This window comes from Pseudomonas sp. TE24901, from assembly GCF_054058375.1.
Map to the genome: position 1 here is coordinate 142,167 of NZ_JBSSAF010000002.1, position 24,784 is coordinate 166,950.

At 60.2% G+C, this 24,784-nt stretch carries 20 protein-coding genes; 5 read left to right on the forward strand and 15 right to left on the reverse strand.

The annotated features are described in order from the left end of the window. Positions 1 to 53: 53 nt before the first annotated feature. Positions 54 to 2,360, reverse strand: a complete 2,307-nt coding sequence (locus ACVWVP_RS04365; protein ID WP_178919111.1) for a TonB-dependent receptor — start codon at positions 2,358 to 2,360, stop codon at positions 54 to 56. 206 nt (positions 2,361 to 2,566) lie between these two features. Between ACVWVP_RS04365 and ACVWVP_RS04370 the strand changes: the two genes are divergently transcribed. Both ACVWVP_RS04370 and ACVWVP_RS04375 read left to right on the forward strand, forming a co-directional pair. Next, positions 2,567 to 3,247 (forward strand): Fe2+-dependent dioxygenase, encoded by a 681-nt coding sequence (locus ACVWVP_RS04370; protein WP_176995127.1) that lies wholly within the window; start codon positions 2,567 to 2,569, stop codon positions 3,245 to 3,247. 1 nt (position 3,248) lies between these two features. Beyond that, positions 3,249 to 4,001: a tetratricopeptide repeat protein gene (locus ACVWVP_RS04375; RefSeq protein WP_178919109.1), complete on the forward strand. Its 753-nt coding sequence runs from the start codon at positions 3,249 to 3,251 to the stop codon at positions 3,999 to 4,001. A gap of 36 nt (positions 4,002 to 4,037) precedes the next feature. Here the strand turns inward: ACVWVP_RS04375 and ACVWVP_RS04380 are convergent, their stop codons facing one another. The 5 genes from ACVWVP_RS04380 to ACVWVP_RS04400 form a co-directional block, all read right to left on the reverse strand. Beyond that, positions 4,038 to 5,201, reverse strand: a complete 1,164-nt coding sequence (locus ACVWVP_RS04380) for a type III PLP-dependent enzyme (RefSeq protein WP_176995125.1) — start codon at positions 5,199 to 5,201, stop codon at positions 4,038 to 4,040. Positions 5,202 to 5,679: 478 nt separating this feature from the next. Next, positions 5,680 to 6,837 (reverse strand): osmoprotectant ABC transporter ATP-binding protein OsmV, encoded by a 1,158-nt coding sequence (locus ACVWVP_RS04385; protein ID WP_135307767.1) that lies wholly within the window; start codon positions 6,835 to 6,837, stop codon positions 5,680 to 5,682. Further along, a complete protein-coding gene (locus tag ACVWVP_RS04390; protein ID WP_016971596.1) occupies positions 6,834 to 7,487 on the reverse strand; it encodes an ABC transporter permease in 654 nt (217 codons plus the stop codon). Before ACVWVP_RS04390 ends, ACVWVP_RS04385 begins: the two co-directional genes overlap by 4 nt. A 12-nt stretch (positions 7,488 to 7,499) precedes the next feature. Beyond that, entirely contained in the window at positions 7,500 to 8,393 is an 894-nt protein-coding gene (locus ACVWVP_RS04395) for a glycine betaine ABC transporter substrate-binding protein (protein WP_178919107.1), read from the reverse strand. Positions 8,394 to 8,402: 9 nt separating this feature from the next. After that, the gene (locus ACVWVP_RS04400) at positions 8,403 to 9,119 is read right to left on the reverse strand and encodes an ABC transporter permease (RefSeq protein ID WP_016971594.1); all 717 of its coding nucleotides are present in this window, start codon (positions 9,117 to 9,119) and stop codon (positions 8,403 to 8,405) included. 490 nt (positions 9,120 to 9,609) lie between these two features. Here ACVWVP_RS04400 and ACVWVP_RS04405 point away from each other — a divergent pair, with 490 nt between their 5' ends. The 3 genes from ACVWVP_RS04405 to ACVWVP_RS04415 all read left to right on the forward strand — a co-directional run bounded on the left by ACVWVP_RS04405 (position 9,610) and on the right by ACVWVP_RS04415 (position 12,055). Further along, positions 9,610 to 11,193, forward strand: a complete 1,584-nt coding sequence (locus ACVWVP_RS04405) for a peptide chain release factor 3 (protein ID WP_025856262.1) — start codon at positions 9,610 to 9,612, stop codon at positions 11,191 to 11,193. Between the two features lie 258 nt (positions 11,194 to 11,451). Further along, the gene (locus ACVWVP_RS04410) at positions 11,452 to 11,697 is read left to right on the forward strand and encodes a hypothetical protein (RefSeq protein ID WP_176995123.1); all 246 of its coding nucleotides are present in this window, start codon (positions 11,452 to 11,454) and stop codon (positions 11,695 to 11,697) included. A gap of 97 nt (positions 11,698 to 11,794) precedes the next feature. Continuing rightward, on the forward strand, positions 11,795 to 12,055 hold the full coding sequence (locus ACVWVP_RS04415) for a hypothetical protein (RefSeq protein ID WP_178919105.1): 261 nt from the start codon (positions 11,795 to 11,797) through the stop codon (positions 12,053 to 12,055). A gap of 109 nt (positions 12,056 to 12,164) precedes the next feature. On the opposite strand, the gene ACVWVP_RS04420 is transcribed toward ACVWVP_RS04415, so the two are convergent. The 9 genes from ACVWVP_RS04420 to ACVWVP_RS04460 form a co-directional block, all read right to left on the reverse strand. After that, the gene (locus ACVWVP_RS04420) at positions 12,165 to 13,136 is read right to left on the reverse strand and encodes a peptide ABC transporter ATP-binding protein (protein WP_016971590.1); all 972 of its coding nucleotides are present in this window, start codon (positions 13,134 to 13,136) and stop codon (positions 12,165 to 12,167) included. Further along, positions 13,136 to 14,104, reverse strand: a complete 969-nt coding sequence (locus tag ACVWVP_RS04425) for an ABC transporter ATP-binding protein (RefSeq protein ID WP_178919104.1) — start codon at positions 14,102 to 14,104, stop codon at positions 13,136 to 13,138. Before ACVWVP_RS04425 ends, ACVWVP_RS04420 begins: the two co-directional genes overlap by 1 nt. Before the next feature lie 10 nt (positions 14,105 to 14,114). Beyond that, positions 14,115 to 15,026 (reverse strand): ABC transporter permease subunit, encoded by a 912-nt coding sequence (locus ACVWVP_RS04430; protein ID WP_178919102.1) that lies wholly within the window; start codon positions 15,024 to 15,026, stop codon positions 14,115 to 14,117. A gap of 10 nt (positions 15,027 to 15,036) precedes the next feature. Further along, positions 15,037 to 16,047, reverse strand: a complete 1,011-nt coding sequence (locus ACVWVP_RS04435) for an ABC transporter permease subunit (protein ID WP_176995119.1) — start codon at positions 16,045 to 16,047, stop codon at positions 15,037 to 15,039. 74 nt (positions 16,048 to 16,121) lie between these two features. Next, complete coding sequence (locus tag ACVWVP_RS04440) at positions 16,122 to 17,720, reverse strand: ABC transporter substrate-binding protein (protein ID WP_457404540.1); 1,599 nt, start codon at positions 17,718 to 17,720, stop codon at positions 16,122 to 16,124. Positions 17,721 to 17,800: 80 nt separating this feature from the next. Further along, complete coding sequence (locus tag ACVWVP_RS04445) at positions 17,801 to 19,198, reverse strand: OprD family outer membrane porin (RefSeq protein WP_178919098.1); 1,398 nt, start codon at positions 19,196 to 19,198, stop codon at positions 17,801 to 17,803. A 172-nt stretch (positions 19,199 to 19,370) separates the two neighbouring features. After that, positions 19,371 to 20,975, reverse strand: coding sequence for an ABC transporter substrate-binding protein (locus ACVWVP_RS04450; RefSeq protein ID WP_457404541.1), 1,605 nt, complete (start codon positions 20,973 to 20,975; stop codon positions 19,371 to 19,373). 304 nt (positions 20,976 to 21,279) lie between these two features. Next, positions 21,280 to 22,908, reverse strand: coding sequence for an ABC transporter substrate-binding protein (locus ACVWVP_RS04455; RefSeq protein ID WP_259171958.1), 1,629 nt, complete (start codon positions 22,906 to 22,908; stop codon positions 21,280 to 21,282). A 258-nt stretch (positions 22,909 to 23,166) separates the two neighbouring features. Further along, positions 23,167 to 24,768, reverse strand: a complete 1,602-nt coding sequence (locus ACVWVP_RS04460) for an ABC transporter substrate-binding protein (RefSeq protein WP_178919093.1) — start codon at positions 24,766 to 24,768, stop codon at positions 23,167 to 23,169. Positions 24,769 to 24,784 lie beyond the last annotated feature (16 nt).

Sequence of the window (24,784 nt, forward strand, 5' to 3'; positions counted from 1 at the left end):
CAAAAGCCCCACGCATCCGATGCGTGGGGCTTTTGCGCGTTTGTTGCCCGCGTTTAGAAGTGGAAGCTGGTGGACAACAGGGCGGTGCGACCGGCTGCCTGGTTGGCGAAGTGGGCCGCGTAGGCTTTGTCGTAATAGGTCTTGTCGGTCAAGTTCTGTACGTTCAATTGCAGGTCGACGTTCTTGGTCAACTTGTAGCTGGCCATGGCGTCGTAGCGGGTGTAGGACGGCACGTACACTGTGTTGGCCGGGTCGCCATAGACCTGATCGACGTAGAACGCGCCACCACCGATGGTCAGTTTTGGTGTCACGTCATACGTGGTCCACAGGCTGAATGAGTTTTCTGGCGTGTTAGGCATCTGGTTGCCTTTGTTGGAGCCCGCGACGACGGCACCCGTGCGGTTGCCGTTCTTGCCTGGGTCAACCAGTTCGGCTTTCAGGTAGCTGTAGCCGGCGAACACTTGCCATTGATCGGTGATCTTGCCGCTGGCCGACAGTTCCAGGCCGTCCACTCGCGATTCGCCTGCGGTCTCGTAGGTGTTGGAGTCCACCAGGATGCGCGTGTTTTTCTTCTCGGTGCGGAACACCGCAGCCGACAGGGACAGGCGGTTGTGGAACAGGTCCCACTTGGTGCCCAGCTCGTAGTTGACGGTTTCTTCCGGCTTCAGGTCGCTGGTGTTGATGCCGGTCGGGATCGCGTTGCTGTCCACGCCTTCGCCCACCAGGCCACCGGCCGGCGAAGCCGACGTCGCGTAGGAGGTGTAGATGCTGCCGTTATCCAGCGGCTTCCAGACCAGGCCCGCCTGCCAGTTGAAGAACTGGCTGTCGTCCTTGACCTTGCTGCGCGCCTTGACGGTGGAGGTCGGCACGGCGTTGGTGTTGGCTTCGGTGTCGAAGGTGTCGTAGCGCAGGCCGACGTTCAGCAACCATTTCGGGTCCAGTTCGATGGTGTCGAACACGTAGGCGGCACGGCTGGTGGCCTTGGTGTTGGTGCCCATATAGTTGCGTGCGATGGAGCCGGTCCAGGCGTCGTCGGGGGTCGGGTTGCTCAAGGAGGTGCACTGGCCGTTTGCAGAGCCCTTGATGACGGTGCACGACGGGTTGGTGTTGGGGCTGACGGTGTAGCCGCTGACACGGGTTTCTTCACCGGTGAATTCCAGGCCGGTGGAATAGCTGTGCTTGAAGCCCAGGGCCTGGAAGCTGCCAAACAGGTCGGTCTGGTTGGTGGTGGTCGTGGTGGTGGAAACGCGGGTATTGGCACGACGCCACACGGTGCCGAACTGGTTGACGTTGTGCTGGCTGTCGTCCGGCTGGGTGAGCACGTAGTCCTGGCCTGTACTGCCATGGCGCAGGGTGTTTTTCAGCGTCATGTTGTCGTTCAGGTCGTGCTCGATGGAGAACGTGCTGATGTCGGCGCGGGTCTTGCGGAAGTCACGGCTTTTCAAACCGTAGAAGTTGTTGCTGTCGCCACCGTCGGTGGGTTTGTCGTGGACGTGGGCGGCGTTTGAGGCGCTGCTGCTGTAGCCATACGGGATCCCGGAGTCGGGCAGGTCATTGCTTTCCATGTGGTAGTAGCTGAGGTTGACGCGGGTCGGGGTGCCCAGGCCAAAGGTCAGCGACGGGGCCACGCCCCAACGGTCGTAATCGATTGCGTCGCGGCCGGCGACGTTTTGCTCGTGGCTCATCAGGTTCAGGCGGAACGCGGCGCTGTCGTCGAGGAACTGACGGTTCACGTCGAGCACGTAGCGGCGGGTCTGGTCGGAACCGTAGGTGAAGCCGCCGTTGGTGAAGTCCCGCGCTTGTGGCGTCTTGCTCACCAGGTTGATGCTGCCGCCGGCCGAGCCACGCCCGCCGAACGAGGAGTTGGGGCCTTTGCTGACTTCGATCGATTCGATGTCGAAGATCTCACGGCTCTGGCCACCGGTGTCACGCACGCCGTCCAGGTAGGTGTCGCCCTGCGCGTCGAAACCACGGATGAACGGGCGATCGCCTTGAGGGTTGCCGCCTTCACCGGCGCCGAACGTGATGCCCGGTACCGTGCGCAAGGCATCCTGCAATGAGGTGGCGGCGGTGTCTTTGAGCACTTGTTGTGGCACCACGGTGACGGAGCGCGGGGTGTCCACCAGCGGGGCGGTGTACTTCTGTGATGAGGCTTTTTCCACCTGGTAGGAGGTGTTGTCCTGCTCCTGGCCGGTAATGCTGGTGGCGCCGAGGGAGATGCTGTTGCGCTCGCCTTTTTGTTCGGTGTCTTCAGCCGCTTGCGCCAATTGGGCGGCAGAGCTGGCGCTGAGGGCAACGCCGATGGCCGAGGCCAGCATGCGTGGTGAACTGGCAGGTGTTTTTAGAGTAGTGCGCGGCATGACGTGTCCTTTCCCCAAGGATGTGAGGCCGCGGAATATAGGGTGAACAAGTATTTCTATCAATTGCGATACATTGCTAATTGCACTGAATTTACATTCTTTACACTTTTTGCTTACGGTTTTTACGAACTCGTTCGTCTGCTGTGTTTTACAGGGCGGATAAGAATCAATACCATTAGCGCCTCTCTGATTTCAGGTACTGTCCCATGCTGCTGCACATACCCGGCCTGTTCTCTCGTGAGGAAGTGCAGCGCATTCGCCAGGCCCTGGAAACCACCGAATGGGCCGACGGTAAAATCACCGCCGGGCACCAATCCGCCAAAGCCAAACACAACCTGCAACTGCCCGAAGGCCACCCGCTGGCCAAGGAAATCGGCGCGGCGATGCTTGAGCGGCTGTGGAAAAACCCGCTGTTTATGTCAGCGGCGTTACCGCACAAGGTCTTCCCGCCCTTGCTCAACTGTTACACCGCCGGTGGCAGCTTCGACTTCCATATCGACAACGCTGTACGCCAGGCCCGGGGCAGCCACGAGCGGGTGCGCACCGACCTGTCCTCCACGTTGTTCTTCAGCGACCCCGACGAATACGACGGCGGCGAACTGGAGATCCAGGACACCTTCGGCCTGCAGCGCGTCAAGCTGCCAGCCGGCGACATGGTGCTGTACCCGGGCTCCAGCCTGCACAAAGTCAATGCCGTGACCCGTGGTGCGCGCTACGCCTCGTTCTTCTGGACCCAAAGCCTGGTGCGCGAAGACAGCCAGCGCACCTTGCTGTTTGAAATGGACGGCGCGATCCAGCAACTGTCGCGCGATGTGCCCGACCACCCGGCCCTGATCCAGCTCACCGGCACCTACCACAACCTGCTGCGCCGCTGGGTCGAGGTCTGACATGGGCTTTTTATTACGCCGTGAAGAAGTGCTCAACGTCGAGCAACTGCAATCGATGCTCGACGACTCCCCGGTCCGTGCGGCCCAGGCGATCCTGGTGGCGGCAAAGGAGGGCGTGGTGGACGCCCAGGCGCTGCTCGGGCAAATCCTGCTGGAAGGCCGTGGCATTGCGCGGGATGAAGCCTTGGCACTGCGCTGGTTCCAGATCGCGGCACAGGGCGGCCACCTGATGGCGCGCAACATGGCCGGTCGTTGCCTGGAACATGGCTGGGGCTGCGCCGCCGACGAAGCGGCGGCCGCTCGGGCGTATCAGCAAGCGGCCGAGGCGGGCCTGGATTGGGCGCAATACAACCTTGCCAATTTGCTCGCGACCGGGCGCGGTGTCGCCGAGGATCAGCAACAGGCGTTGGCGCTTTATCGCCAGGCCGCGGAGCAGGGGCACGCCAAGTCGATGAACCTGTTGGGGCGTTATCTGGAAGACGGGCAAAGTTGCCCAAGGGATCTGGACGCTGCCGAGGCGTGGTATCGACGTTCAGCCGAAGGCGGCGATTTTCGCGGGCAGTTCAGTTATGCGGCGGTGCTGGCGGACAGAGGCCAGATCGATGCGGCGTTGGAGTGGCTGCGAGAGGCGTTGGCGGGCGGGAATCTGAAGTTTTTGCGTACGGCGCAAAAGGCGTTGGAAGCGGCGAATGATCCGCAGATTAGGGCGATGGCCGAGGCCTACAAAGAACGCGCTGTACACCTAAACCTGTAGGCGCCGGCTGTGGCGAGGGAGCCGGCTTTTACACGATCAGACGTAGAAGGATTTCAGCGGCGGGAAGCCGTTGAATTCAACTGCGCTGTAGCTGGTGGTGTACGCACCGGTCGACAACCAGTACAGACGGTCACCAATGGCCAGGTTCAGCGGCAGGCCGTACTTGTAGTTCTCGTACATGATGTCGGCGCTGTCGCAGGTTGGGCCGGCGATGACCACTTCTTCCATCTCGCCTTTCTTCTCGGTCCAGATCGGGAACTTGATGGCTTCGTCCATGGTTTCGATCAGGCCGGAGAACTTGCCCACATCCGTGTACACCCAACGTTCTACTGCTGTGCGGGATTTACGCGCGACCAGCACCACTTCGCTCACCAGGATACCGGCGTTGGCGATCAACGAACGGCCTGGCTCCAGGATGATTTCCGGCAGGTCGTCGCCGAAGTCTTCCTTGAGGAAGCGGATGATTTCTTCAGCGTAGGTTTCCAGGCTGTTGGTGCGGGTGATGTAGTTGGCCGGGAAGCCACCGCCCATGTTGATCAGCTTCAGGTGGATGCCGTCTTCTTCTTTCAGGCGCTCGAAGATCACTTTGACCTTGGCGATCGCCGCGTCCCACACGCTGATGTCGCGCTGCTGCGAACCCACGTGGAAGGAGATGCCGTAAGGCACCAGGCCCAGGTCACGGGCCAGGATCAGCAGGTCCATGGCCATGTCGGTCTGGCAGCCGAATTTGCGCGACAGAGGCCAGTCAGCGGTGGTCGAGCCTTCGGTGAGGATACGCACATACACTTTCGAGCCCGGCGCGGCCTTGGCGATGTTGCGCAGGTCGGCTTCGGAGTCGGTGGAGAACAGGCGCACGCCCTTCTCGAAGAAGTAGCGGATGTCCTTGGATTTCTTGATGGTGTTGCCGTAGCTGATACGGTCCGGGCTGACGCCACGGCCCAGTACTTTGTCCAGCTCGTAGATCGAGGCGATGTCGAAGCTCGAACCTTTGTCTTTCAACAGGTCGATGATCTCGACGGCCGGGTTGGCCTTGACCGCGTAATAGACCTTGGCGAATTCGAAACCAGCGCGCAGGTCATCGTAGGCCTGGCTGATCATCGCGGTGTCGATCACCACGAACGGGGTTTCTTGCGTGTCGGCGAAGGCCTTCATTTTGTCAAAAGTGGCGCGCGCGAAATAATCTTCGACGTTAATCGACATGCTGGGAACTCCTAAGGGCAAACTAGATTGATCAATGGGTGCAAATGAACGTCCTCCGTATCCCCACTTTGGTTCGCCTACTTCCCAAGGCATGTCGCCGAAAGCAAAAAGGCCATGGGATCAACCGCTTCCCTTGGCCTTGCTGTCTCGTCGTCAGTACTTGAGCCGGATGGATCGTTTCCAGCATGGACGTTCGGCGCGAACTTTAGGACGTGAGGGGCCATAGATCAACTAAAAATGTCGCGTTTTTGCACGCGTTCGTCGCGGGAACCCGTGCAGCTACTTATGTAACCGACCGGTGTGACGGATTGATGTTCCCCGAATGGGGTAAATCGATGGGATTTCCCTGATACACCACAGACCCAATGTGGGAGCGGGCTTGCTCGCGAAAGCGGTGTATCAGTCAACATATTCAGTGACTGACACTTCGCTTTCGCGAGCAAGCCCGCTCCCATATTTTTGACCGCGTGGTTTCAGGTCAGGCGAGGGCCGTCTCAGCAGGCGACACAATACTGGTCTTGCCCCCACGGGACTTACCAGAACTCAAATACTCGGCAATCGACTCCTGCGTCACCTCACCGAGGAACACCCGCTCAGCATCCATCACCGGCAACCACGAGCGATTGAACTCGTACATGCGCGACAGCAGGATGCGCAAATGCTCGTCATACGCCGCCGTGGCGTTGAACTCACGCAGGTACTGGCCGCAGGTGCCGGTCTGACGGTGCAGGTCGCGACGTCTTACGTACCCCAGCGCCTTGTTCTCTGCGCACGTGACCACCACATAGCGGCGGTCATGCTCATCCATCAGTTCCAGGGCATCGGCCACCGGCGTCTCAGGGCTCACCGACGGTGCGTTATCCGCCGCGTCTTCGGCCTTCACCAGCAGCAGGCGCTTGAGGGTACTGTCCTGGCCCACGAAGTTGCTGACGAACTCGTCGGCCGGGTGCGCCAGCAGCGTGTCCGGGTGGTCGATCTGCAGCAGCTTGCCGGCGCGGAAGATCGCAATCTTGTCGCCCAGCTTGATGGCTTCGTCGATGTCGTGGCTGACCATGATCACGGTCTTGTTCAGCGCGCGCTGCATCTCGAAGAATTCGTTCTGGATCATCTCGCGGTTGATCGGGTCGACTGCGCCGAACGGCTCATCCATCAGCAACAACGGCGCATCGGCCGCCAGCGCGCGGATTACGCCGATACGCTGTTGCTGGCCGCCCGACAGTTCACGCGGGTAGCGGTGCAGGTACTGCTTGGGCTCCAGCTTGATCATGCTCATCAGCTCGCGGGCGCGGTCGTGGCATTTCTGTTTGTCCCAGCCCAGCAGCTTGGGCACCACCACGATGTTTTCCTCGATGGTCATGTTCGGGAACAGGCCGATCTGCTGGATCACGTAGCCGATGTTGCGGCGCAGGGTCACCTCGTCCAGGTCGGTAGTGTCTTCGCCGTTGATCAAGATCTTGCCCGAGGTCGGCTTGATCAGGCGGTTGATCATTTTCAGCGTGGTGCTCTTGCCGCAGCCCGAAGGCCCCAGGAACACGCAAATTTCGCCTTCGTTGACGGTCAGGCTGACATCGTTGACGGCGGTGATGGTCTTGCCGTTGCTTTGAAAGGTCTTGGACAGGTTTTGAAGTTCGATCATTTGAGCAATCCTTTTGGAGTCAGCGAGCGTTGCAGCCATTGCAGGAGCAGGTCGGCGAAGATGGCCAGGAGACTGACCAGCACGGCGCCGACGATCAGCATCGACATGTCGCTGCGGCTGATGGAAGCCAGAATCAGTACACCCAGGCCACCGGCGCCGATGGTGGCGGCGATGGTCATCACGCCGATGTTCATCACCACGGCGGTGCGCACACCGGCGAGGATCACCGGCACGGCAATCGGCAGCTCGACCATGCGCAGGCGCTGGCCGAAGGTCATGCCGATGCCGCGTGCGGCTTCGCGAATGCCCGGTTCCACGCCGGTGAGGGCCAGGTAGGTGTTACGCATGATGGGCAACAGGGAGTAGAGGAACACGGCGGTGATCGCCGGCATCGGCCCCAGGCCCTGGCCGAACTTGGAGTAGAACGGCAGCAGCAGGCCGAACAGGGCGATGGACGGCACGGTCAGCAGCACCGTCGCGCTGGCTTGCAGTGGCCCGGCCAAGGTCGGGAAGCGCGTCATCAGGATGCCCAGGGGCACGCCGATGAGGATCGCGAGGATCACGGCAATGCCGACCAGGGTGATGTGCTGCCCGGTCAGGTGCAGGACTTGGGCCCAATCAAGATGGGAAAAGGCGTTCAGGAATTCCATGTCTTCTCCTCGTTAGTTGATCGGATGCTGGCGCAGGAAATCGGCGGCCACGGCGGAGGGGCTTTCGTGGTCGACGTCGACCCGGGCGTTCAACTGACGCATGGTTTCGTCATCGAACAGCGCGGCCAGCGGCTTGAGGTCGGCGGCCAATTCCGGGTGGGCGTCGAGATACACCTGACGCACCACGGGCGCGGCGGTGTAGTCCGGGAAGTAGTGCTTATCGTCTTCCAGCAACTTCAATTTGAACGCGTTCAGGCGACCGTCGGTGGTGTAGACCAAGCCAGCAAACACTTGGCCATTACGCAGCGCGGTGTAGACCAGGCCAGCGTCCATCTGCCGGGTGTTCTTGCGGGTCAGGTTCATGTCGTACAGCTTGACCATGCCCGCCAGGCCGTCGGAACGGTTGGCGAACTCGGTGTCCAGCGCCACCAGGCGGTTTTCTTTGGTGTTTTCCGCCATGGCCTTCGTCAGGTCGCTGATGCTGCTGATTTCAGGATGCTCTTCGGCAACCTTCTCCGGCAGCGCCAGGGCGTAGGTGTTGCTGAAGCGCGACGGAGAGAGCCAGACCAGGCCTTTTTTCGCGTCGAGTTCTTTCACTCGGGCGTAAGACTGTTCACTGTCGAGTTTCTCGTCGACATGGTTGTAGGCCACCAGCGACACGCCGGTGTATTCCCAGATCAAATCCAGCTGCCCGCTTTCCTGGGCACTGCGCGCCAGGTTGCTGCCCAGGCCGCCGGTCACGCGAGTGTCGTAGCCTTTGGTACGCAGGTACTGGGAGGTGATTTCGGCCAGCAGGGTCTGTTCGGTGAACACCCGGGCGCCGATGCGGATCAGCGGTTTTTCAGCGGCTTGCGCAAAGCCTGCACACAGCAGGACGCAGCTCAGTATCAAGGTCAGTTTTTTCATGTCGATTCCTTAAGACGCCCGCAGCCCGCGTTCCAGCCAGAGGCGGCTGGCCAGGGTCACCAGACCGTCGAGCAGCAAGGCCAGCAACGCGGTACACGCGGCGCCGAGCAGCAATTGCGGCTGATTGTTCAGGGCGATGCCGGGGAAGATCAGGCTGCCCAGGCTGTTGGCGCCAATCAGGAACGCCAGGGGGGCGGTACCCACGTTGATCGCCAGGGCCACGCGCACACCGCCGATGATGATCGGCACGGCGTTGGGCAGTTCCACGCGAAACAGCACCTGGCGCGGCGTCATGCCGATGCCGGTGGCGGCTTCTTTGAGGGAGCCCTGGACGTTTTTCAGGCCTTCGTAGGTGTTGCGCACGATGGGCAGGAGGGAGGCGAGGAACAGCGCGAAGATGGCCGGGCCACTGCCGATGCCGAGGACGCCGAGGGCGATGGCAAGTACGGCCAGGGGAGGGACGGTGTTGCCGATGTTGAAGATCTGCATGAAGCGTTCTGCGCGCCCGACCATGTTCGGTCGGCTGAGCAGGATACCGGCGGGGATCCCTACAACGAGGGCAGCCAGCATGGAGACAAGAACGAGGATCAGGTGAGCTTGCAGGTAAAACAACAAATCGTCGCGGTACAGTTCGATCGTGTTGATGCCGATCCAGTGGACCAGCAGGGCCAGGAGCGCGACGACAACCACGCCTCCTATCAGCCCTTTGCCATAGCGAATAGCCACAGGCGGACTCCTTTTTTCTTTTGTCGGCGAACACATTCCCGAGCTAGGTGGCGCGTGTGGCGAGTTTTGCGCGCCCATCTTCGGCGCCAGAAGCTCATATCCTGCGTTGCTGTTCCTCGCCATAGCGGGCTATGACTCGTCACAGCGCCTTGGCTATGAACTTCTGACGCTCGAATCTGGGCACGCAAAACTCGCCACACGCGCCACATGCCATTCCTGGCTGTCGGCGAATAGGTTCGCGAAAAGCAGCTCGCCGATACCGGCAACGCGGTATGCGATCGAGCCATGAGCGCAGCCTCGTCAGGCTAACTTGCTGATTTATCAGCCCCTGTTCCGAGTGCGGTAGCAGGGGAGTGGACGTCTCGACCTTTTAAAAGGTTCCATACTTGGCAGCATTTAGCCACCCCCAATCGGGTGAACGGTGGTCCGGCGCCCGGGGTTTGCGCTATACTCGCCGCCCTTTTTTGACTCACCTGCCAGGCGATTTCCCATGACCCACCAGGCCGCCGAAGTCGCGAAACGCCGCACTTTCGCCATTATTTCCCACCCCGATGCCGGTAAAACCACCATCACCGAGAAGCTGTTGCTGATGGGCAAGGCAATCGCGGTGGCCGGCACGGTGAAATCCCGCAAGTCCGACCGCCATGCCACCTCCGACTGGATGGAAATGGAAAAGCAACGGGGTATTTCCATTACCACGTCGGTCATGCAGTTCCCGTATCGCGACCACATGGTCAACCTGCTCGACACCCCGGGCCACGAAGACTTCTCCGAAGACACCTACCGCACCCTGACTGCGGTTGACTCGGCATTGATGGTCCTCGACGGCGGTAAAGGTGTCGAGCCACGGACCATCGCGCTGATGGACGTGTGCCGTCTGCGTGACACGCCGATCGTCAGCTTCATCAACAAACTCGACCGCGACATCCGCGACCCGATCGAGCTGCTCGATGAAATCGAAGCCGTCCTGAAGATCAAGGCCGCGCCGATCACCTGGCCGATTGGTTGCTACCGCGACTTCAAAGGCGTGTACCACCTGGCCGACGACTACATCATTGTCTACACCGCCGGCCACGGTCACGAGCGCACCGAAACCAAGATCATCGAGAAACTTGACTCCGACGAAGCCCGCGCCCACCTGGGTGACGAGTACGATCGTTTCGTCGACCAGTTGGAACTGGTGCAGGGCGCCTGCCATGAGTTCAACCAGCAGGAATTCCTCGACGGCCAGTTGACCCCCGTGTTCTTCGGCACCGCCCTGGGCAACTTCGGCGTCGACCACGTGCTCGACGCCGTGGTGGACTGGGCGCCGCGTCCATTGGCCCGTGTCGCCAACGAGCGCACCGTGGAACCGGTGGAAGAGAAGTTCTCGGGTTTCGTGTTCAAGATCCAGGCGAACATGGACCCCAAGCACCGCGACCGTATCGCCTTCATGCGTATCTGCTCCGGCAAATACGAAAAAGGCATGAAGATGCGCCACGTGCGCACCGGCAAGGACGTGCGCATCGGCGACGCCCTGACGTTCTTCTCTTCCGAGCGTGAACAGCTCGAAGAGGCCTACGCCGGCGACATCATCGGCCTGCACAACCACGGCACCATCCAGATCGGCGACACCTTCACCGAAGGCGAAGCGCTGGGCTTCACCGGTATCCCGCACTTCGCCCCGGAACTGTTCCGCCGCGTACGCCTGCGTGATCCGCTCAAATCCAAGCAGTTGCGCCAAGGTTTGCAGCAGCTCGCGGAAGAGGGCGCTACCCAGGTGTTCTTCCCTGAGCGCAGCAACGACATCATCCTCGGTGCCGTCGGTGTGCTGCAGTTCGATGTGGTGGCCAGCCGCCTGAAAGAGGAATACAAAGTCGAATGCTCCTACGAGCCGATCACCGTGTACTCCGCGCGCTGGATCGAGTGCAGCGATAAGAAGAAGCTGGAAGAGTTCTCCAACAAGGCCGTGGAAAACCTCGCGCTCGACGGCGGTGGTCACCTGACCTACCTGGCGCCAACCCGGGTCAACCTGGCGCTGATGGAAGAGCGCTGGCCAGATGTGAAATTCCGCGCGACCCGCGAGCACCACTAAGGTCCGGGCGGTACAGAAAAGGGCGAAGCTGTGATGGCTTCGCCCTTTTTTATTTTGGCAGGCACCGATCAATCCTGTGGGAGCTGGCTTGCCTGCGATGGCATCAACCGGGTGTGCTTGATGCACCGAGGTGTCTGCATCGCAGGCAAGCCAGCTCCCACATTTTGATCTTCATCGGTCAGGACCATTGGCGCTAAGCGCGCATCCGGTCTAGCGTTCACATATTTCACCGATTCACCGACGGAATAGGAGTTCCTGATGCGTTTAACTCGACGCGCCATTCAACTGGTGCTGCTGGGCGTCTTGGGGTTGTCCGCCTCCTGGGCGCTGGCGGGTGCAGGCACCCCTCAGTGGAAGGACACCGGCCCGGTCACCAAACGTAAACAAAACGAGGTCAACTCCGGCAGTTGGCAGCCCCAGGCTCAACCGGCGCCGAAGGAGGATGCAGAAAACCCTTACAACGAGGGGGAAGACAGCGAAACCTACGATGATGGCGATACCTGAGGCGTGATTGGCGCAAACCCGGGATCGGAACTAGCTTAATCCACAGCGACGGCGGAATGCCGGCGTACGTGATTCACTGACTGGACGGAAATCGACCATGACTATCTTTCAACGTGTAGTGCTGTTGCTGAAAGTGTTGGTGATGTTATCGCTGGGCGTTTCGTCTGCATGGGCCAATGCGGCCGTGCAGAGCCAGGCGCCGGGTTTTGTGGCGGCGAAGACGGCGCAGGCCGGTGGTTTGCAACTGGCCAAGAGCGAGTCGGAGCCCGGTGACGAAGACCAGGGCGGCTCAAAGGATGATGACGACCAGCAAGCGCCGCCAGATGACGATGACACCGAAGGTGACAGCGATACATAAGGCGCTATAAAAAAGCCCCACCTACCGGACTGATGCGCAATCCGACGGGAGGGGCGGTAGAACTCATACAATGCCCCGGGCTCAACACCCGGGGCATTTTTGTGGCGGTTCAGGCCACGAACTGCTCCGCGTAGTGGCAAGCCACCTGGCGGTTATCCAAAGCGCGCAACTGCGGCTCTTCGCTGCTGCAACGCGCGGTCGCGTACGGGCAACGCTTGTGGAAGGCGCAGCCAGGCGGCGGGTTCAGCGGGTTGGGCAGCTCGCCGACGATCTTGATCTTCGGCTTGTTCGGGTCCGGGTGGATGGTCGGGGTGGCCGACAGCAACGCCTGGGTGTACGGGTGCAGCGGGCGCGCGTAGATGTCTTCCTTTGGACCGACTTCCACCGGGCGGCCGAGGTACATCACCATCACGTCGTCGGCAACGTGCTGCACCACTGCCAGGTTGTGGGAGATGAACACGTAGGCCGTGTTGAATTCCTGCTGCAGGTCCATGAACAGGTTGAGCACCTGGGCCTGGATCGACACGTCGAGTGCCGAGGTCGGCTCATCCGCCACCAGCACCTTCGGTTGCAGCATCATGGCGCGGGCCAGGGCGATGCGCTGGCGCTGACCACCGGAGAACATGTGCGGGTAGCGCTGATAATGCTCGGGGCGCAGGCCCACTTGCTTCATCATTGCCTGCACTTTTTCGCGGCGTTCGGCAGCGGACAGGTTGGTGTTGATCAACAGCGGCTCGCCGAGTTGATCACCGACTTTCTGCCGTGGGTTCAGCGAGGCGTACGGGCTCTGGAACACCATCTGCACGTCTTTGCGCAGTTGTTTGCGCTGGGCCTTGTCGGCGCCGGCGACTTCCTGGCCGGCGATTTTCAAGGAGCCCGACGACGGCTCTTCAATCAGCGTGAGCGCACGGGCCAGGGTGGATTTGCCGCAACCCGACTCGCCTACCACGGCGAGGGTCTTGCCGGCTTCCAGTTCGAACGACACCCCATTGAGAGCACGCACGGTGGCATGGCCCTTGAACAGGCCACGGGACACTTCGTAGTGACGGGTGAGGTCGCGGGCGGTAAGAACGACGGCCATTACGCCACCTCCTGGTTCAAGGGGTAGAAGCAGCGCGCAAGGCTGTTGGTTTTTGGATCAAGGCCCGGGCGCTGGGCGCGGCAGGACTCCTGCACATACGGGCAGCGCGGCGACAACAGACAACCCTGCGGGCGGTCATAACGACCCGGAACGATACCCGGCAGCGTGGCCAGGCGCGTGGCGCCCAGGCTGTGCTCGGGGATCGCCTTGAGCAGGGCTTCGCTGTACGGGTGTGCCGGAATGTCGAACAACTGTGGCACCTGGCCGACTTCCACGGCTTGGCCGGCGTACATCACACACACGCGCTGGGCGGTTTCCGCCACGACGGCGAGGTCGTGGGTGATCAGCACCAAGCCCATGTTCTGTTCTTTCTGCAAGGCCAGCAGCAGTTCCATGATCTGCGCCTGGATCGTGACGTCCAACGCGGTGGTCGGTTCGTCCGCGATCAGCAGTTTTGGCTCGCCGGCAATTGCCATGGCGATGGCCACACGCTGGCTCATACCGCCGGACAGTTGGTGCGGGTAGGCATCCATACGGCTGGCAGCGCCCGGGATCTCCACTTTTTCCAACAGCTCGATGGCCCGCTTGCGGGCTTGCTTGCCAGACATTTTCAGGTGCAGGCGAAGCACTTCTTCAATCTGGAAACCCACGGTGTAGCTCGGGTTCAGCGCGGTCATCGGGTCCTGGAAGACCATGGCCAGGTCCTTGCCGACGATCTGGCGACGCTGGCGGCTGCTCAGCTTGAGCATGTCCTTGCCGTCGAAGGTCAGCGAGTCGGCGGTGACAATGCCGGGGTGCTCGATCAGGCCCATCAGCGCCATCATGGTCACGGATTTACCCGAGCCCGACTCGCCAACGATTGCCAGTACTTCGCCTTTGTCGACCGACAGGTCCAGGCCATCGACCACCGGCACGGCGGTCTTGTCGCCAAAGCGCACGTTGAGATTCTTGATTTCTAACAGTGACATGGGAATCTCCTCAGGCGGCGTTCTTGAGTTTCGGGTCCAGCGCGTCGCGCAGGCCGTCACCCATCAAGTTGATTGCCAGCACGCTGAGCAAAATGGTCAAGCCAGGCAGGCTCACGACCCACCAGGCGCGTTCGATGTAGTCGCGGGCCGAAGCCAGCATGGTGCCCCACTCAGGGGTTGGCGGTTGTACGCCAAGGCCCAGGAAGCCCAGTGCGGCGGCATCGAGAATCGCCGAAGAGAAGCTCAAGGTGGCCTGCACGATCAGCGGTGCCATGCAGTTGGGCAGCACGGTGATGAACATCAGGCGTGGCAGGCCGGCGCCGGCGAGGCGGGCGGCCGTCACGTAGTCGCGGTTCAGTTCGCCCATCACCGCAGCGCGGGTCAGGCGGACATAGGACGGCAGGGACACGATCGCAATCGCAATCACAGTGTTGATCAGGCCAGGGCCGAGGATCGCGACAATCGCGACAGCCAGCAGCAGCGACGGCAGGGCCAGCATGATGTCCATCAACCGCATGATGGTCGGGCCGAGCAAACGCGGGAAGAACCCGGCGAACAAACCCAGCAGGATGCCCGGGATCAGCGACATCACCACCGACGACAAGCCGATCAGCAACGACAGGCGCGAGCCCTGGATCAGGCGCGAGAGCAAGTCACGGCCCAGTTCGTCGGTGCCCAGCAAGAATTGCATCTGCCCGCCTTCCAGCCAGGCCGGTGGGGTCAGCAGGAAGTCGCGGTACTGCTCGCTCGGGTTATGCGGGGTGACCCACGGGGCGAAGATCGCGCAGAACACGATCAGCAACATGAACAGCAGGCCGGCGACCGCGCCTTTGTTGCGGGAGAAGGCTTGCCAGAATTCTTTGTATGGGGACGGGTACAGCAGGCTTTGATCGACTGCCGACGCTTGGGTAGGTGTGGTCATGGTCATGATCTCAGCGCTGGTGACGGATGCGTGGGTTGGCGAAGCCGTAGAGGATATCCACCACGAAGTTCACCAGGATCACCAGGCAGGCGATCAGCAAAATGCCGTTTTGCACCACCGGGTAGTCCCGCGCGCCAATGGCTTCGATCAGCCATTTGCCGATGCCGGGCCACGAGAAGATGGTTTCGGTCAGGACCGCACCGGCCAGCAGGGTACCGACTTGCAGGCCGACCACGGTCAGTACCGGGATCAGCGCGTTACGCAGGCCGTGCACGAACACCACGCGCGCCGGCGACAGGCCTTTGGCCTTGGCGGTGCGGATGTAGTCTTCGCGCAGCACTTCGAGCATCGACGAACGGGTCATCCGCGCGATCACGGCCAGCGGGATGGTGCCGAGCACGATGGCCGGCAGGATCAGGTGGTGCAGGGCGTCGAAGAACGCGTCCGGCTCGTCAGCCAGCAGGGTGTCGATCAGCATGAAGCCGGTGCGCGGCTCGATGTCGTAGAGCAGGTCGATCCGCCCGGACACCGGGGTCCAGCCCAGGCTCACCGAGAAGAACATGATCAGGATCAGGCCCCACCAGAAGATCGGCATCGAATACCCCGCCAGGGAGATGCCCATCACCCCATGGTCGAACAGGGATCCTCGCTTGAGTGCCGCGATCACCCCGGCCAACAGGCCCAGGACGCCGGCGAACAACAGGGCGGCCATGGACAGTTCCAGGGTCGCGGGGAACAGTGCGGTGAACTCGGTCCACACGCTGGTACGGGTACGCAGGGACTCGCCAAGGTCGCCCTGGGCCAGCTTGCCGACGTAATCCAAGTATTGCGCATACAGCGGCTTGTTAAGGCCAAGGCGTTCCATTGCCTGTGCGTGCATCTCGGGGTCGACGCGCCGCTCGCCCATCATGACTTCAACGGGGTCGCCAGGGATCATGCGTATCAACGCAAACGTGAGCAACGTGATGCCGAAGAACGTGGGGATCAATAACCCCAATCGGCGGGCAATAAAACTAAACATCTTGTTGTGTACCTCAATCAGCCGGTTAGGCAGGTCCGGCACCGTCAGTGTCGACGGTGCCGAGCGTCTCTTATTTACTTCACCTGGGTGGTGGCGAAGTTATTTGTGGTCAGAGGGCTTTGGGTATAACCCTCGACGTTTTTGCGCATGGCGGTGAACATTTTCGGATACGCCATTGGAATCCAGGGTTGGTCTTTCTCGAAAACCTCCTGGGCTTGTTGATAGAGTTCAGCGCGCTGGCCAGGTTCAGCGATGGCACGCGCCTTGTCGATCAAGTCTTGAAACTCTTTGTTACACCAGCGGGCGTAGTTTTCGCCGTTTTTGGCAGCATCGCAACTCAGGTTCGGGGTAAGGAAGTTATCCGGGTCCCCGTTATCCCCGGCCCAGCCGGCTGAAACCATGTCGTGCTCACCGTTTTTAGCACGCTTGAGCATTTCGCCCCATTCCATGACTTTGATATTCACTTTCAGGCCGATCTGCGCCAGATCCGCCTGCATGCGCTGTGCGCCGAGCATCGGGTTGGGGTTGGTCGGGCCACCACCGTTGCGGGTGAACAGGGTGAACTCAGTGCCTTCCGGTACGCCGGCTTCCTTGAGCAGGGCGCGGGCCTTGTCCAGGTCGCGTGGCGGGTTCTTCAACTGGTCGTTGAAGCCCAGCAGCGTCGGCGGGTAAGGGCCGGTGCCGACCACGGCATTGCCTTTGCCGTACAGGGCTTCGGTGTAGCCGGCCTTGTCGAAGGCGATGTTGATCGCGTGGCGCACCCGCGCGTCGCTCATGTACTTGTGGGTGGTGTTCAGTGCGGTGTAGCTGGTAGTCATCGCCGCCAGTTCATCGACCTTCAGGTTCGGGTCGGCCTTGACGCTCGGCACGTCATCGGGCTTGGGGTACAGCGCGATCTGGCACTCGTTGGCCTTGAGCTTCTGCAGGCGCACGTTGTTGTCGGTGGTAATCGCCAGGATCAGTGGGTCAGCCGGCGGCTTGCCACGGAAGTAATCCGGGTTGGCCTTGAAGCGCACCTGGGCGTCCTTGGCGTAGCGGGTGAAGATGAACGGGCCGGTGCCGATCGGCTTGGCATTCAGGTCGTCGGTCTTGCCGGACTTGAGCAACTGGTCGGCGTATTCGGCGGAGTGGATCGAGGAAAACGCCATGGCCAGGTCGGCCAAGAACGGTGCTTCAGGACGGGTCAGGGTGAAGACCACGGTGTGATCGTCGGTCTTTTCTACGCTCTTGAGCAGTTCCTTGAAGCCCATGCTTTCAAAGTACGGGTAGCCCACGCTGGACTTTTTGTGCCACGGGTGATTCGGGTCCAGCTGGCGCTGGAAGCTCCAGAGCACGTCGTCGGCATTCAGGTTGCGCGTGGGTTTGAAGTAGTCGGTGGTGTGGAACTTGATGTCGTCACGCAGGTGAAAAGTGTAGGTCAGGCCATCGGCGCTGATCTCCGGCAGGGCCTTGGCCAATGCGGGGATCACTTCGGTGGTGCCGGGCTTGAAGTCCACCAGGCGGTTGAACATGGTTTCAGCGGCGGCGTCAGCGGTGACGGCCGTGGTGTACAGGACCGGGTCGAAACCTTCCGGGCTGGCTTCGGTGCAGACCACCAGTGGTTTGGCCGAAACGCCGATCGCAACGCTCAGCAGCGCGGCGGCCATGGCGGCTTGGAGTGGGAGCATTTTCATTCAGAGCCCTCTGCAATCGATTGAACCAGACAAGCGTAGACGGCAGGCTCGTCCTGAGCCCGCCGTCTACCTGGCGCTAATTAAAGAATGTTGAACGGGATGGTGGTCACCAGACGGAACTCACGGATGTTGCCGTCAGCCTGTTGGGCGCTGGCACGGTGAGTGACGTAAGTGCCACGGATGGTGGTGGCCTTGAGCGGGCCGCTTTGCAGGGCGTACGACGCGCCAACACCGTATTCCTGGTGGGTTTCGCCGTCCATCAGGCGCAGGTCGCTACGCGATTTGCCAGCTTCGCCGTAGGCGGTGCCGGTGTAGTGAGTACCGTCGATGCCCCAGCCGCGAGCCGAGTACACGTTGAACTTCAAGCCTGGCACGCCGTACTCAGCCATGTTCAGGCCGTAGGCAACCTGGAAGGACTTCTCGTTCGGTCCGTTAAAGTCGGACGTCAGGGAGTTGGCCAGGTAGATGCCGTTGGTTTCGTGCAGGTAATCGAAGTACTCGTTACCGTTGATCGCCTGGTAGGAGAAGGTCAGGCTGTGGGCTTGGTGAGTCAGGCCCAGGGACAGGGAGTAGGTATCGTTATCGATATTCCCCATCAGCTTTTTGCCGGTATCGGTGGTTTTGTAGTAGTTCAGGCCGGTGGTCAGTGCCAGGGTCTGAGCATCACCCAATTCGTGGGTTGCGCCGAAGTAGTACTGGTTCCAGAAGTCTTCGACGTTGGCGGCGAAGAGGCTGGTTTTCAGGCTCTTGAACGGCTGATAGTTAACGCCGAAGGTGTTGACCTTGTCAGTTTCCTGGCCGTTGCCGTACTCGGAACGGAATTTCGACAGGCTCTGCTCGGTACGTGGGGACACGCGATCGAACACGCCGCCCTGGAAGGACAGGTTGCTGAACTCTTCGCTGTTGAAGCTCACACCTTCAAAGCTCGAAGGCAGGGCACGGTTACCGATGGTGTCGACGATGCCGCTGCTGAAGTTCTGGCGACCGGCGGTCAAGGTGGTGTTAGACACACGGAACTTGACGTTAGCCAGGCCCAGTTTGCTCCACTGGCCTACTGCGTCACCGTCGGAGTCAGCCAGGGTACGGTTGGAGCCGCCCTTGATGTCGCGCTTGCTGCGGTCCAGCACCACGGCGTTGTAGGCCGCCACTTCAGTTGCCACGCCTACGGTGCCTTGGGTGAAGCCCGAGGAGTAGTTGAGGATGGTGCCTTGTACCCAGTTGGTACGGTTCGCGTCGGTGCGCGTTTGACCGTGCTTCTCGTAGGAGAAACGCTGACCACGGAATTTATTCTCGCTGGAGAACCAGTTACGCGTTGTACCGCCCAGGCTTTGACCGTCGATAAAGCCTTTGGCCTCGCTTTGGGCGCTGGTGCCGGCCAGGGTGGTAGGAACGAAGTCCTGGCTCTGGGTTTCAGCGAAGGCGGTTGCCGTGATGCTGCTGATGGCCAGGGCCAGAAGCGCTTTGCTGCTCAGTTTCATTTGATGAAGCTCCTTTGGTTCTCTTTTTTAATGCCAGTCTTTTTAGGTGAACCGGCTATTGGGTGTGTAACTCGTTCAAGCCTTTGCAAACGTTTGCCGTAGGAAATCTCCCAATAAAAGGCTGCACGTTTGCAGCAGGGCAGACTTCGCCCTGCGCAATCCGGTTATTTTCTTATGGGTTGATACTGACGCCCGAGAATACGTTGCGGCCGAAGGGGCTCACTTTGAAGCCTTCGACTTTGGCGCTTAACGGCTGGTTGACCGTCGAGTGGGCGACTGGCGTGATGGGCACCTGCTGCTTGAGCAGTTGCTGCGCCTGTTTGTACAGAACAGTCCTTTGTTCGCGGTCGGTCACGACCTTGGCTTGCTTGACCAGCTTGTCGTACGCCGGGTCACACCACATGGAGTAGTTGTTCCCACCGATGGCGTCGCAGCTGTAGAGGGTGCCCAGCCAGTTGTCCGGGTCACCGTTGTCACCGGTCCAACCGATCAAGCTGATATCGTGCTCACCGTTCTTGGTGCGCTTGATGTACTCGCCCCATTCATAGCTGACGATCTTCACTTTCAGGCCGATCTTGGCCCAATCGTTCTGCAGCATTTCAGCCATCAGCTTGGCGTTGGGGTTGTACGGCCGTTGCACCGGCATCGCCCACAGGGTGATCTCGGTGCCTTCCTTCACGCCGGCCGCCTTGAGCAGTTCCTTGGCTTTTTCCGGGTTGTAGGCGGCGTCCTTGATGGTGTCGTCATAGGACCACTGGGTCGGCGGCATGGCGTTGACCGCCAGTTGGCCCGCGCCCTGGTACACGGCGTTCAGGATGCTCTGCTTGTTCACCGCCATGTCCAACGCCTGTCGCACTTCGAGTTGGTCGAAGGGTTTGTGGCGCACGTTGTAGGCGATGTACCCGAGGTTGAAGCCGGGCTTGGTCAGCAGTTGCAGGTTGGGGTCGGCCTTGAGGGCGTCGACGTCGGCCGGGCGAGGGTGCAGGGTCACCTGGCACTCATTGGCCTTGAGCTTCTGCACCCGCACCGAGGCGTCGGTGTTGATCGCGAAAATCAGCTGGTCCAGCTTGACCTTGCTCGGGTCCCAGTACTGTTTGTTGGCCACATAACGGATCTGCGAGTCCTTCTGGTAACGCTGGAACACAAACGGACCGGTACCGATCGGCTTCTGGTTGATGTCGCTGGGCCTGCCGTCCTTGAGCAACTGCTCGGCGTACTCGGCCGAGAGGATCGCGGCAAAGCTCATGGCGATGTTCTGCACGAACGCGGCGTCGACCGAGTTCAGGGTCATCACCACGGTGTGCGGGTCGATTTTCTCGACCTTGGCAATGTTCTTGTTCAGGCTCATCCCGTTGAAGTACGGAAACTCGGTGGGGTAGGCCTTGCGAAACGGGTGTTCGGGGTCAAGCATGCGGTTGAAGGTGAACAGCACGTCGTCGGCATTGAAGTCGCGCGTCGGCTTGAATTCCTTGTTGCTATGGAATTTCACCCCTTCACGCAGGTGAAAGGTGTAGGTCAGGCCATCTGGCGAAATGTCCCACTTGGTCGCCAGGCCTGGCACCACGTTGGTTGCGCCTTTTTCAAATTCAACCAAGCGGTTGTACAGCGGCTCGGCCGCATCGTTGTCGGTGGCGGTGGTGTACTGCGCAGTATCAAAACCCGCCGGGCTGCCCTCGGAGCAGAACACCAGGCTCTTTTTCTCGGCGGCGTAGCCGGTGGTGGCCACAGCCAGCAGGCTGGCGGCAAACAATGCAGGTAGAACGGTGGTATGGCGCATGACGATCCCGATCCCTAGTTGTATTTGTCATCAGCGAGCAATCACCCAGGCATACAGCCTGGGGACATCACTGATCCCACACACAGCAAGTGCCTTTCTCAGACTGAAGCCTCTGCTGTCCTGCGACGTTATGGGTCGTGGACCTTGCAGTAAATGCATCAAATCTGACTGACCTTGTAGGCAGCGGAGCCGCAGATCGCAGTTCATTGCTGTAGGACAACAATGAGTGCGGGCGTGGTCTGATTCCTACGGTCTGGGCGGATGCAATAACGGCGACGCTATGAAGCGTCGCCGTCATCGATCCTTACTTGCCGCTGACGCTAACGCCGTAGAAGGAGTTCAAGCCAAACGGGCTGATCTTGAAGTCCTGCACGGTGTTGCGCATGGGTTGATACACCGTCGAGTGCGCGATAGGTGTGTAAGGCAGTTCTTTCTTGAGGAGTTGCTGCGCCTGTTTGTACAGTTCAGTGCGCTTGGCGACGTCCGTGGTCGACTTGGCCTGGCTGATCAGGTCGTCGTACTGCTTGTTGGTGAACTTGGAGAAGTTGTTACCGTTCAACGCCGAAGAGGCGAAGAGGGTGCCCAGCCAGTTGTCCGGGTCACCATTGTCACCGCTCCAGCCAATGATCATGGCCTGGTTCTCGCCACCTTTGGAACGCTTGATGTACTCGCCCCACTCGTAGCTCACGATGTTGACCTTCAGGCCGATCTGTTTCCAGTCACTCTGCAGCATCTCAGCCATCAGCTTGGCGTTCGGGTTGTACGGACGCTGAACCGGCATCGCCCACAGGGTGATCTCGGTGCCTTCCTTGATGCCCGCTTCCTTGAGCAGTTCCCGCGCCTTGGCTGGGTCGTACTTGGCATCCTTGATGGTGGTGTCGTAGGACCATTGGGTCGGCGGCATGGCGTTGACCGCCAGTTGGCCTGCGCCCTGGTACACGGAGTCGATGATCTGCTGCTTGTTCACCGACATGTCCAGGGCTTGGCGAACACGCAGGTCAGCCAATGGGTTTGGCGTGGTCTGGCCCTTGAGCACAGGCATCACGTTGTAGGCGATGTAGCCGAGGTTGAAGCCCGCTTGGTGCGGCATCTTCATGTCCTTGTCCGCTTCCAGGGGCTTGATGTCCGCCGGGCGAGGATAGGCTGTGATCTGGCACTCGTTTTTCTTCAGCTTCTGGATACGCACCGAGGCGTCGGTGGAGATCGAGAAGATCAGGTTGTCGACCTTGACGTCTTCAGGCTTCCAGTAATCCTTGTTGCCGGTGAAACGGATGTTGGAGTCTTTCTGGTAGCTCTTGAACACGAACGGGCCAGTGCCGATTGGCTTCTGGTTGATGTCCGCGGCCTTGCCTTCCTTCAACAGCTGGGCGGCGTATTCGGCCGACTGGATGGAAGCGAAGCTCATTGCCAGGTTCTGGATGAAAGCGGCGTCCACGGTGCCAAGGGTGAACTTGACGGTGTGGTCATCGACTTTCTCGATGTTCTTGATGTTCTTGTCCATCTCCATGTCGGAGAAGTACGGGAACTCGGTTGGGTAGGCTTTGCGGAACGGGTCGTCCTTGTTGATCATGCGGTTGAACGTGAAGAGCACGTCATCGGCATTGAATTCACGAGTCGGCTTGAAATACGGGGTGGTGTGGAACTTGACGCCTTCACGAAGGTGGAAGGTGTACGTCAGGCCATCCGGGGAAACGTCCCAACGGGTGGCCAGGCCAGGAACCACGGCGGTGCCGCCACGTTCGAACTGGCTCAAGCGGTTGAACACGGTTTCGGCCGAGGCATCGAAGTCTGTTCCGGTGGTGTACTGGCCTGGGTCAAAACCGGCCGGGCTCCCTTCGGAGCAGAACACCAGGTTAGTCGCCGCGTGGGCAAAAGGAGCTGCGGCCATAAGGCCAGCGCTAACTAAAAGCGGAAGGACTGCGTGTTTAAGCATGTTGGCCTCATGATTTGTTGTCATTTTTGGTAGTGAGGGCGACCTCGTGAGTCGACCTGCGGATACTTATGCAGGGGCCATACCCAATGCAAGATGCTGAACCCTTGCAAGGATGAAAGTGTGGTACGAACGTACAGGAATGTCGCATTTATGAAAGTTTGTACATAAATGCATATATATAGAGGTTTTTTTCGGTGCACGAGACGCACCAAAAAAGACCAACCGAGGCGTCTAGCGCACTCGGTTGGGGCGTTGCTGTTACTTATCTAGACTCACGCCGTAGAAGGGCGTCAGGCCAAACGGGCTGATTTTGAAGTCGCGTACTTCCTTGCGAAGTGGCTGGAAAACCGTCGAGTTCGCAATAGGTGTTATAGGTACTTGTTCCTTAAGGATTTTCTGCGCCTGTTGATACCACTTGATGCGCTGGTCACGGTCGTTGCTGACCTTAGCCTGCTGCACCAGTTTGTCGTAGGCCGGGTTACACCATTTGGCGTAGTTGCTGCCCTTGACCGCGGCACAACTGTAGAGCACGCCGAGCCAGTTGTCGGGGTCGCCATTGTCACCGGTCCAGCCATAAATCATTGCATCGTGCTCGCCATTCTTGGCGCGCTTGATGTATTCGCCCCACTCATAGCTGACGATGTTGGCTTTGATGCCGACCTTCTCCCAATCCTGCTGGATCATTTGTGCCGACATCCGCGCGTTCGGGTTGGAGGCACGCTGCACGGTCATCGCCCAGAGGTTGATGGTGGTACCAGGTGCAACCCCTGCTTCTTTTAGTAGCGCCCGTGCCTTGGTCGGGTCGTAGGGCGCATCCTTGATGTTGGGGTCATAAGACCACTGCGCCGGAGGCAGGGCGTTCTGCGCCAATTGTCCGGCGCTCTGGTACACGGCCTTGATGATCGCAGGCTTGTCGATCGCCATGTCCAGGGCCTGGCGTACCTTGAGCTGGTCCAGTGGCGGATGGGTCACGTTGTAGGCGAGGAAGCCCAGGTTGAAACCGGCCTGTTGCAGCACGCGCAGGTTCGGGTCCTGCTTCATTACTTCAATGTCAGAGGGGCGCGGGTAACCACTGACCTGGCATTCGCCGGCCTTGAGTTTCTGCAGGCGTGCGGCGGCGTCCGGGGTGATGGCGAACACCAGGTTGTCGAGCTTCACGTCCTCGGGCTTCCAATATTGTTTATTGGCCGCGTAGCGAATCTGCGAGTCTTTCTGGTAACGCTTGAACACGAACGGCCCGGTGCCGACGGGTTTTTGGTTGATGTCCTCGGCTTTGCCTTCCTTTAATAGCTGCGCGGCGTACTCGGCCGACTGCACCGAGGCGAAACTCATGGCCAGGTTCTGCACGAACGACGCATCGACGTTGTTCAGGTTGAAGCGCACGGTGTGGTCATCGAGTTTTTCGATGTTCTTGATCGTGGTGTTCAAGCCCATGTCGGTAAAGTACGGCGACTCGGACGGGTACGCCTTGCGGAACGGACTCTCGGCGTCCAGCAGGCGATTGAAGGTAAACAACACGTCATCCGCGTTGAAGTCGCGGGTAGGGGTGAAGAAATCGGTGGTGTGGAACTTGACGCCATCGCGCAGGTGGAAGGTGTAGGTCAGGCCGTCTTTGGAAATGTCCCAGCGCGTGGCCAGGCCAGGTTCGACTTCGGTACCGCCGCGCTTGAACTGGGTCAGGCGGTTGAACACGGTTTCGGCGGAAGCATCAAAATCGGTGCCGCTGGTGTACTGGCTGGGGTCGAAACCGGCAGGGCTGGCTTCGGAGCAGTAGACCAGGGCAGTGGCCGCGTGGGCCATCGGCATGAAAGCCAGCAGGCCTGCAGCCAGGAGGAGCGGTTTGAAGGCGATTCTTTCCATGGAGACCCCTGAAGTG

Bases quoted from the DNA above. Each gene is read 5' to 3' on its own strand.
- ACVWVP_RS04370 (WP_176995127.1), top strand. From the start codon at position 2,567: ATGCTGCTGCACATACCCGGCCTGTTCTCTCGTGAGGAAGTGCAGCGC.
- ACVWVP_RS04365 (WP_178919111.1), bottom strand. From the start codon at position 2,360: ATGCCGCGCACTACTCTAAAAACACCTGCCAGTTCACCACGCATGCTG.
- ACVWVP_RS04425 (WP_178919104.1), bottom strand. From the start codon at position 14,104: ATGTCACTGTTAGAAATCAAGAATCTCAACGTGCGCTTTGGCGACAAG.
- ACVWVP_RS04415 (WP_178919105.1), top strand. From the start codon at position 11,795: ATGACTATCTTTCAACGTGTAGTGCTGTTGCTGAAAGTGTTGGTGATG.
- ACVWVP_RS04410 (WP_176995123.1), top strand. From the start codon at position 11,452: ATGCGTTTAACTCGACGCGCCATTCAACTGGTGCTGCTGGGCGTCTTG.
- ACVWVP_RS04460 (WP_178919093.1), bottom strand. From the start codon at position 24,768: ATGGAAAGAATCGCCTTCAAACCGCTCCTCCTGGCTGCAGGCCTGCTG.
- ACVWVP_RS04405 (WP_025856262.1), top strand. From the start codon at position 9,610: ATGACCCACCAGGCCGCCGAAGTCGCGAAACGCCGCACTTTCGCCATT.
- ACVWVP_RS04435 (WP_176995119.1), bottom strand. From the start codon at position 16,047: ATGTTTAGTTTTATTGCCCGCCGATTGGGGTTATTGATCCCCACGTTC.
- ACVWVP_RS04395 (WP_178919107.1), bottom strand. From the start codon at position 8,393: ATGAAAAAACTGACCTTGATACTGAGCTGCGTCCTGCTGTGTGCAGGC.
- ACVWVP_RS04375 (WP_178919109.1), top strand. From the start codon at position 3,249: ATGGGCTTTTTATTACGCCGTGAAGAAGTGCTCAACGTCGAGCAACTG.
- ACVWVP_RS04440 (WP_457404540.1), bottom strand. From the start codon at position 17,720: ATGAAAATGCTCCCACTCCAAGCCGCCATGGCCGCCGCGCTGCTGAGC.
- ACVWVP_RS04455 (WP_259171958.1), bottom strand. From the start codon at position 22,908: ATGCTTAAACACGCAGTCCTTCCGCTTTTAGTTAGCGCTGGCCTTATG.
- ACVWVP_RS04390 (WP_016971596.1), bottom strand. From the start codon at position 7,487: ATGGAATTCCTGAACGCCTTTTCCCATCTTGATTGGGCCCAAGTCCTG.
- ACVWVP_RS04450 (WP_457404541.1), bottom strand. From the start codon at position 20,975: ATGCGCCATACCACCGTTCTACCTGCATTGTTTGCCGCCAGCCTGCTG.
- ACVWVP_RS04385 (WP_135307767.1), bottom strand. From the start codon at position 6,837: ATGATCGAACTTCAAAACCTGTCCAAGACCTTTCAAAGCAACGGCAAG.
- ACVWVP_RS04380 (WP_176995125.1), bottom strand. From the start codon at position 5,201: ATGTCGATTAACGTCGAAGATTATTTCGCGCGCGCCACTTTTGACAAA.
- ACVWVP_RS04420 (WP_016971590.1), bottom strand. From the start codon at position 13,136: ATGGCCGTCGTTCTTACCGCCCGCGACCTCACCCGTCACTACGAAGTG.
- ACVWVP_RS04445 (WP_178919098.1), bottom strand. From the start codon at position 19,198: ATGAAACTGAGCAGCAAAGCGCTTCTGGCCCTGGCCATCAGCAGCATC.
- ACVWVP_RS04430 (WP_178919102.1), bottom strand. From the start codon at position 15,026: ATGACCACACCTACCCAAGCGTCGGCAGTCGATCAAAGCCTGCTGTAC.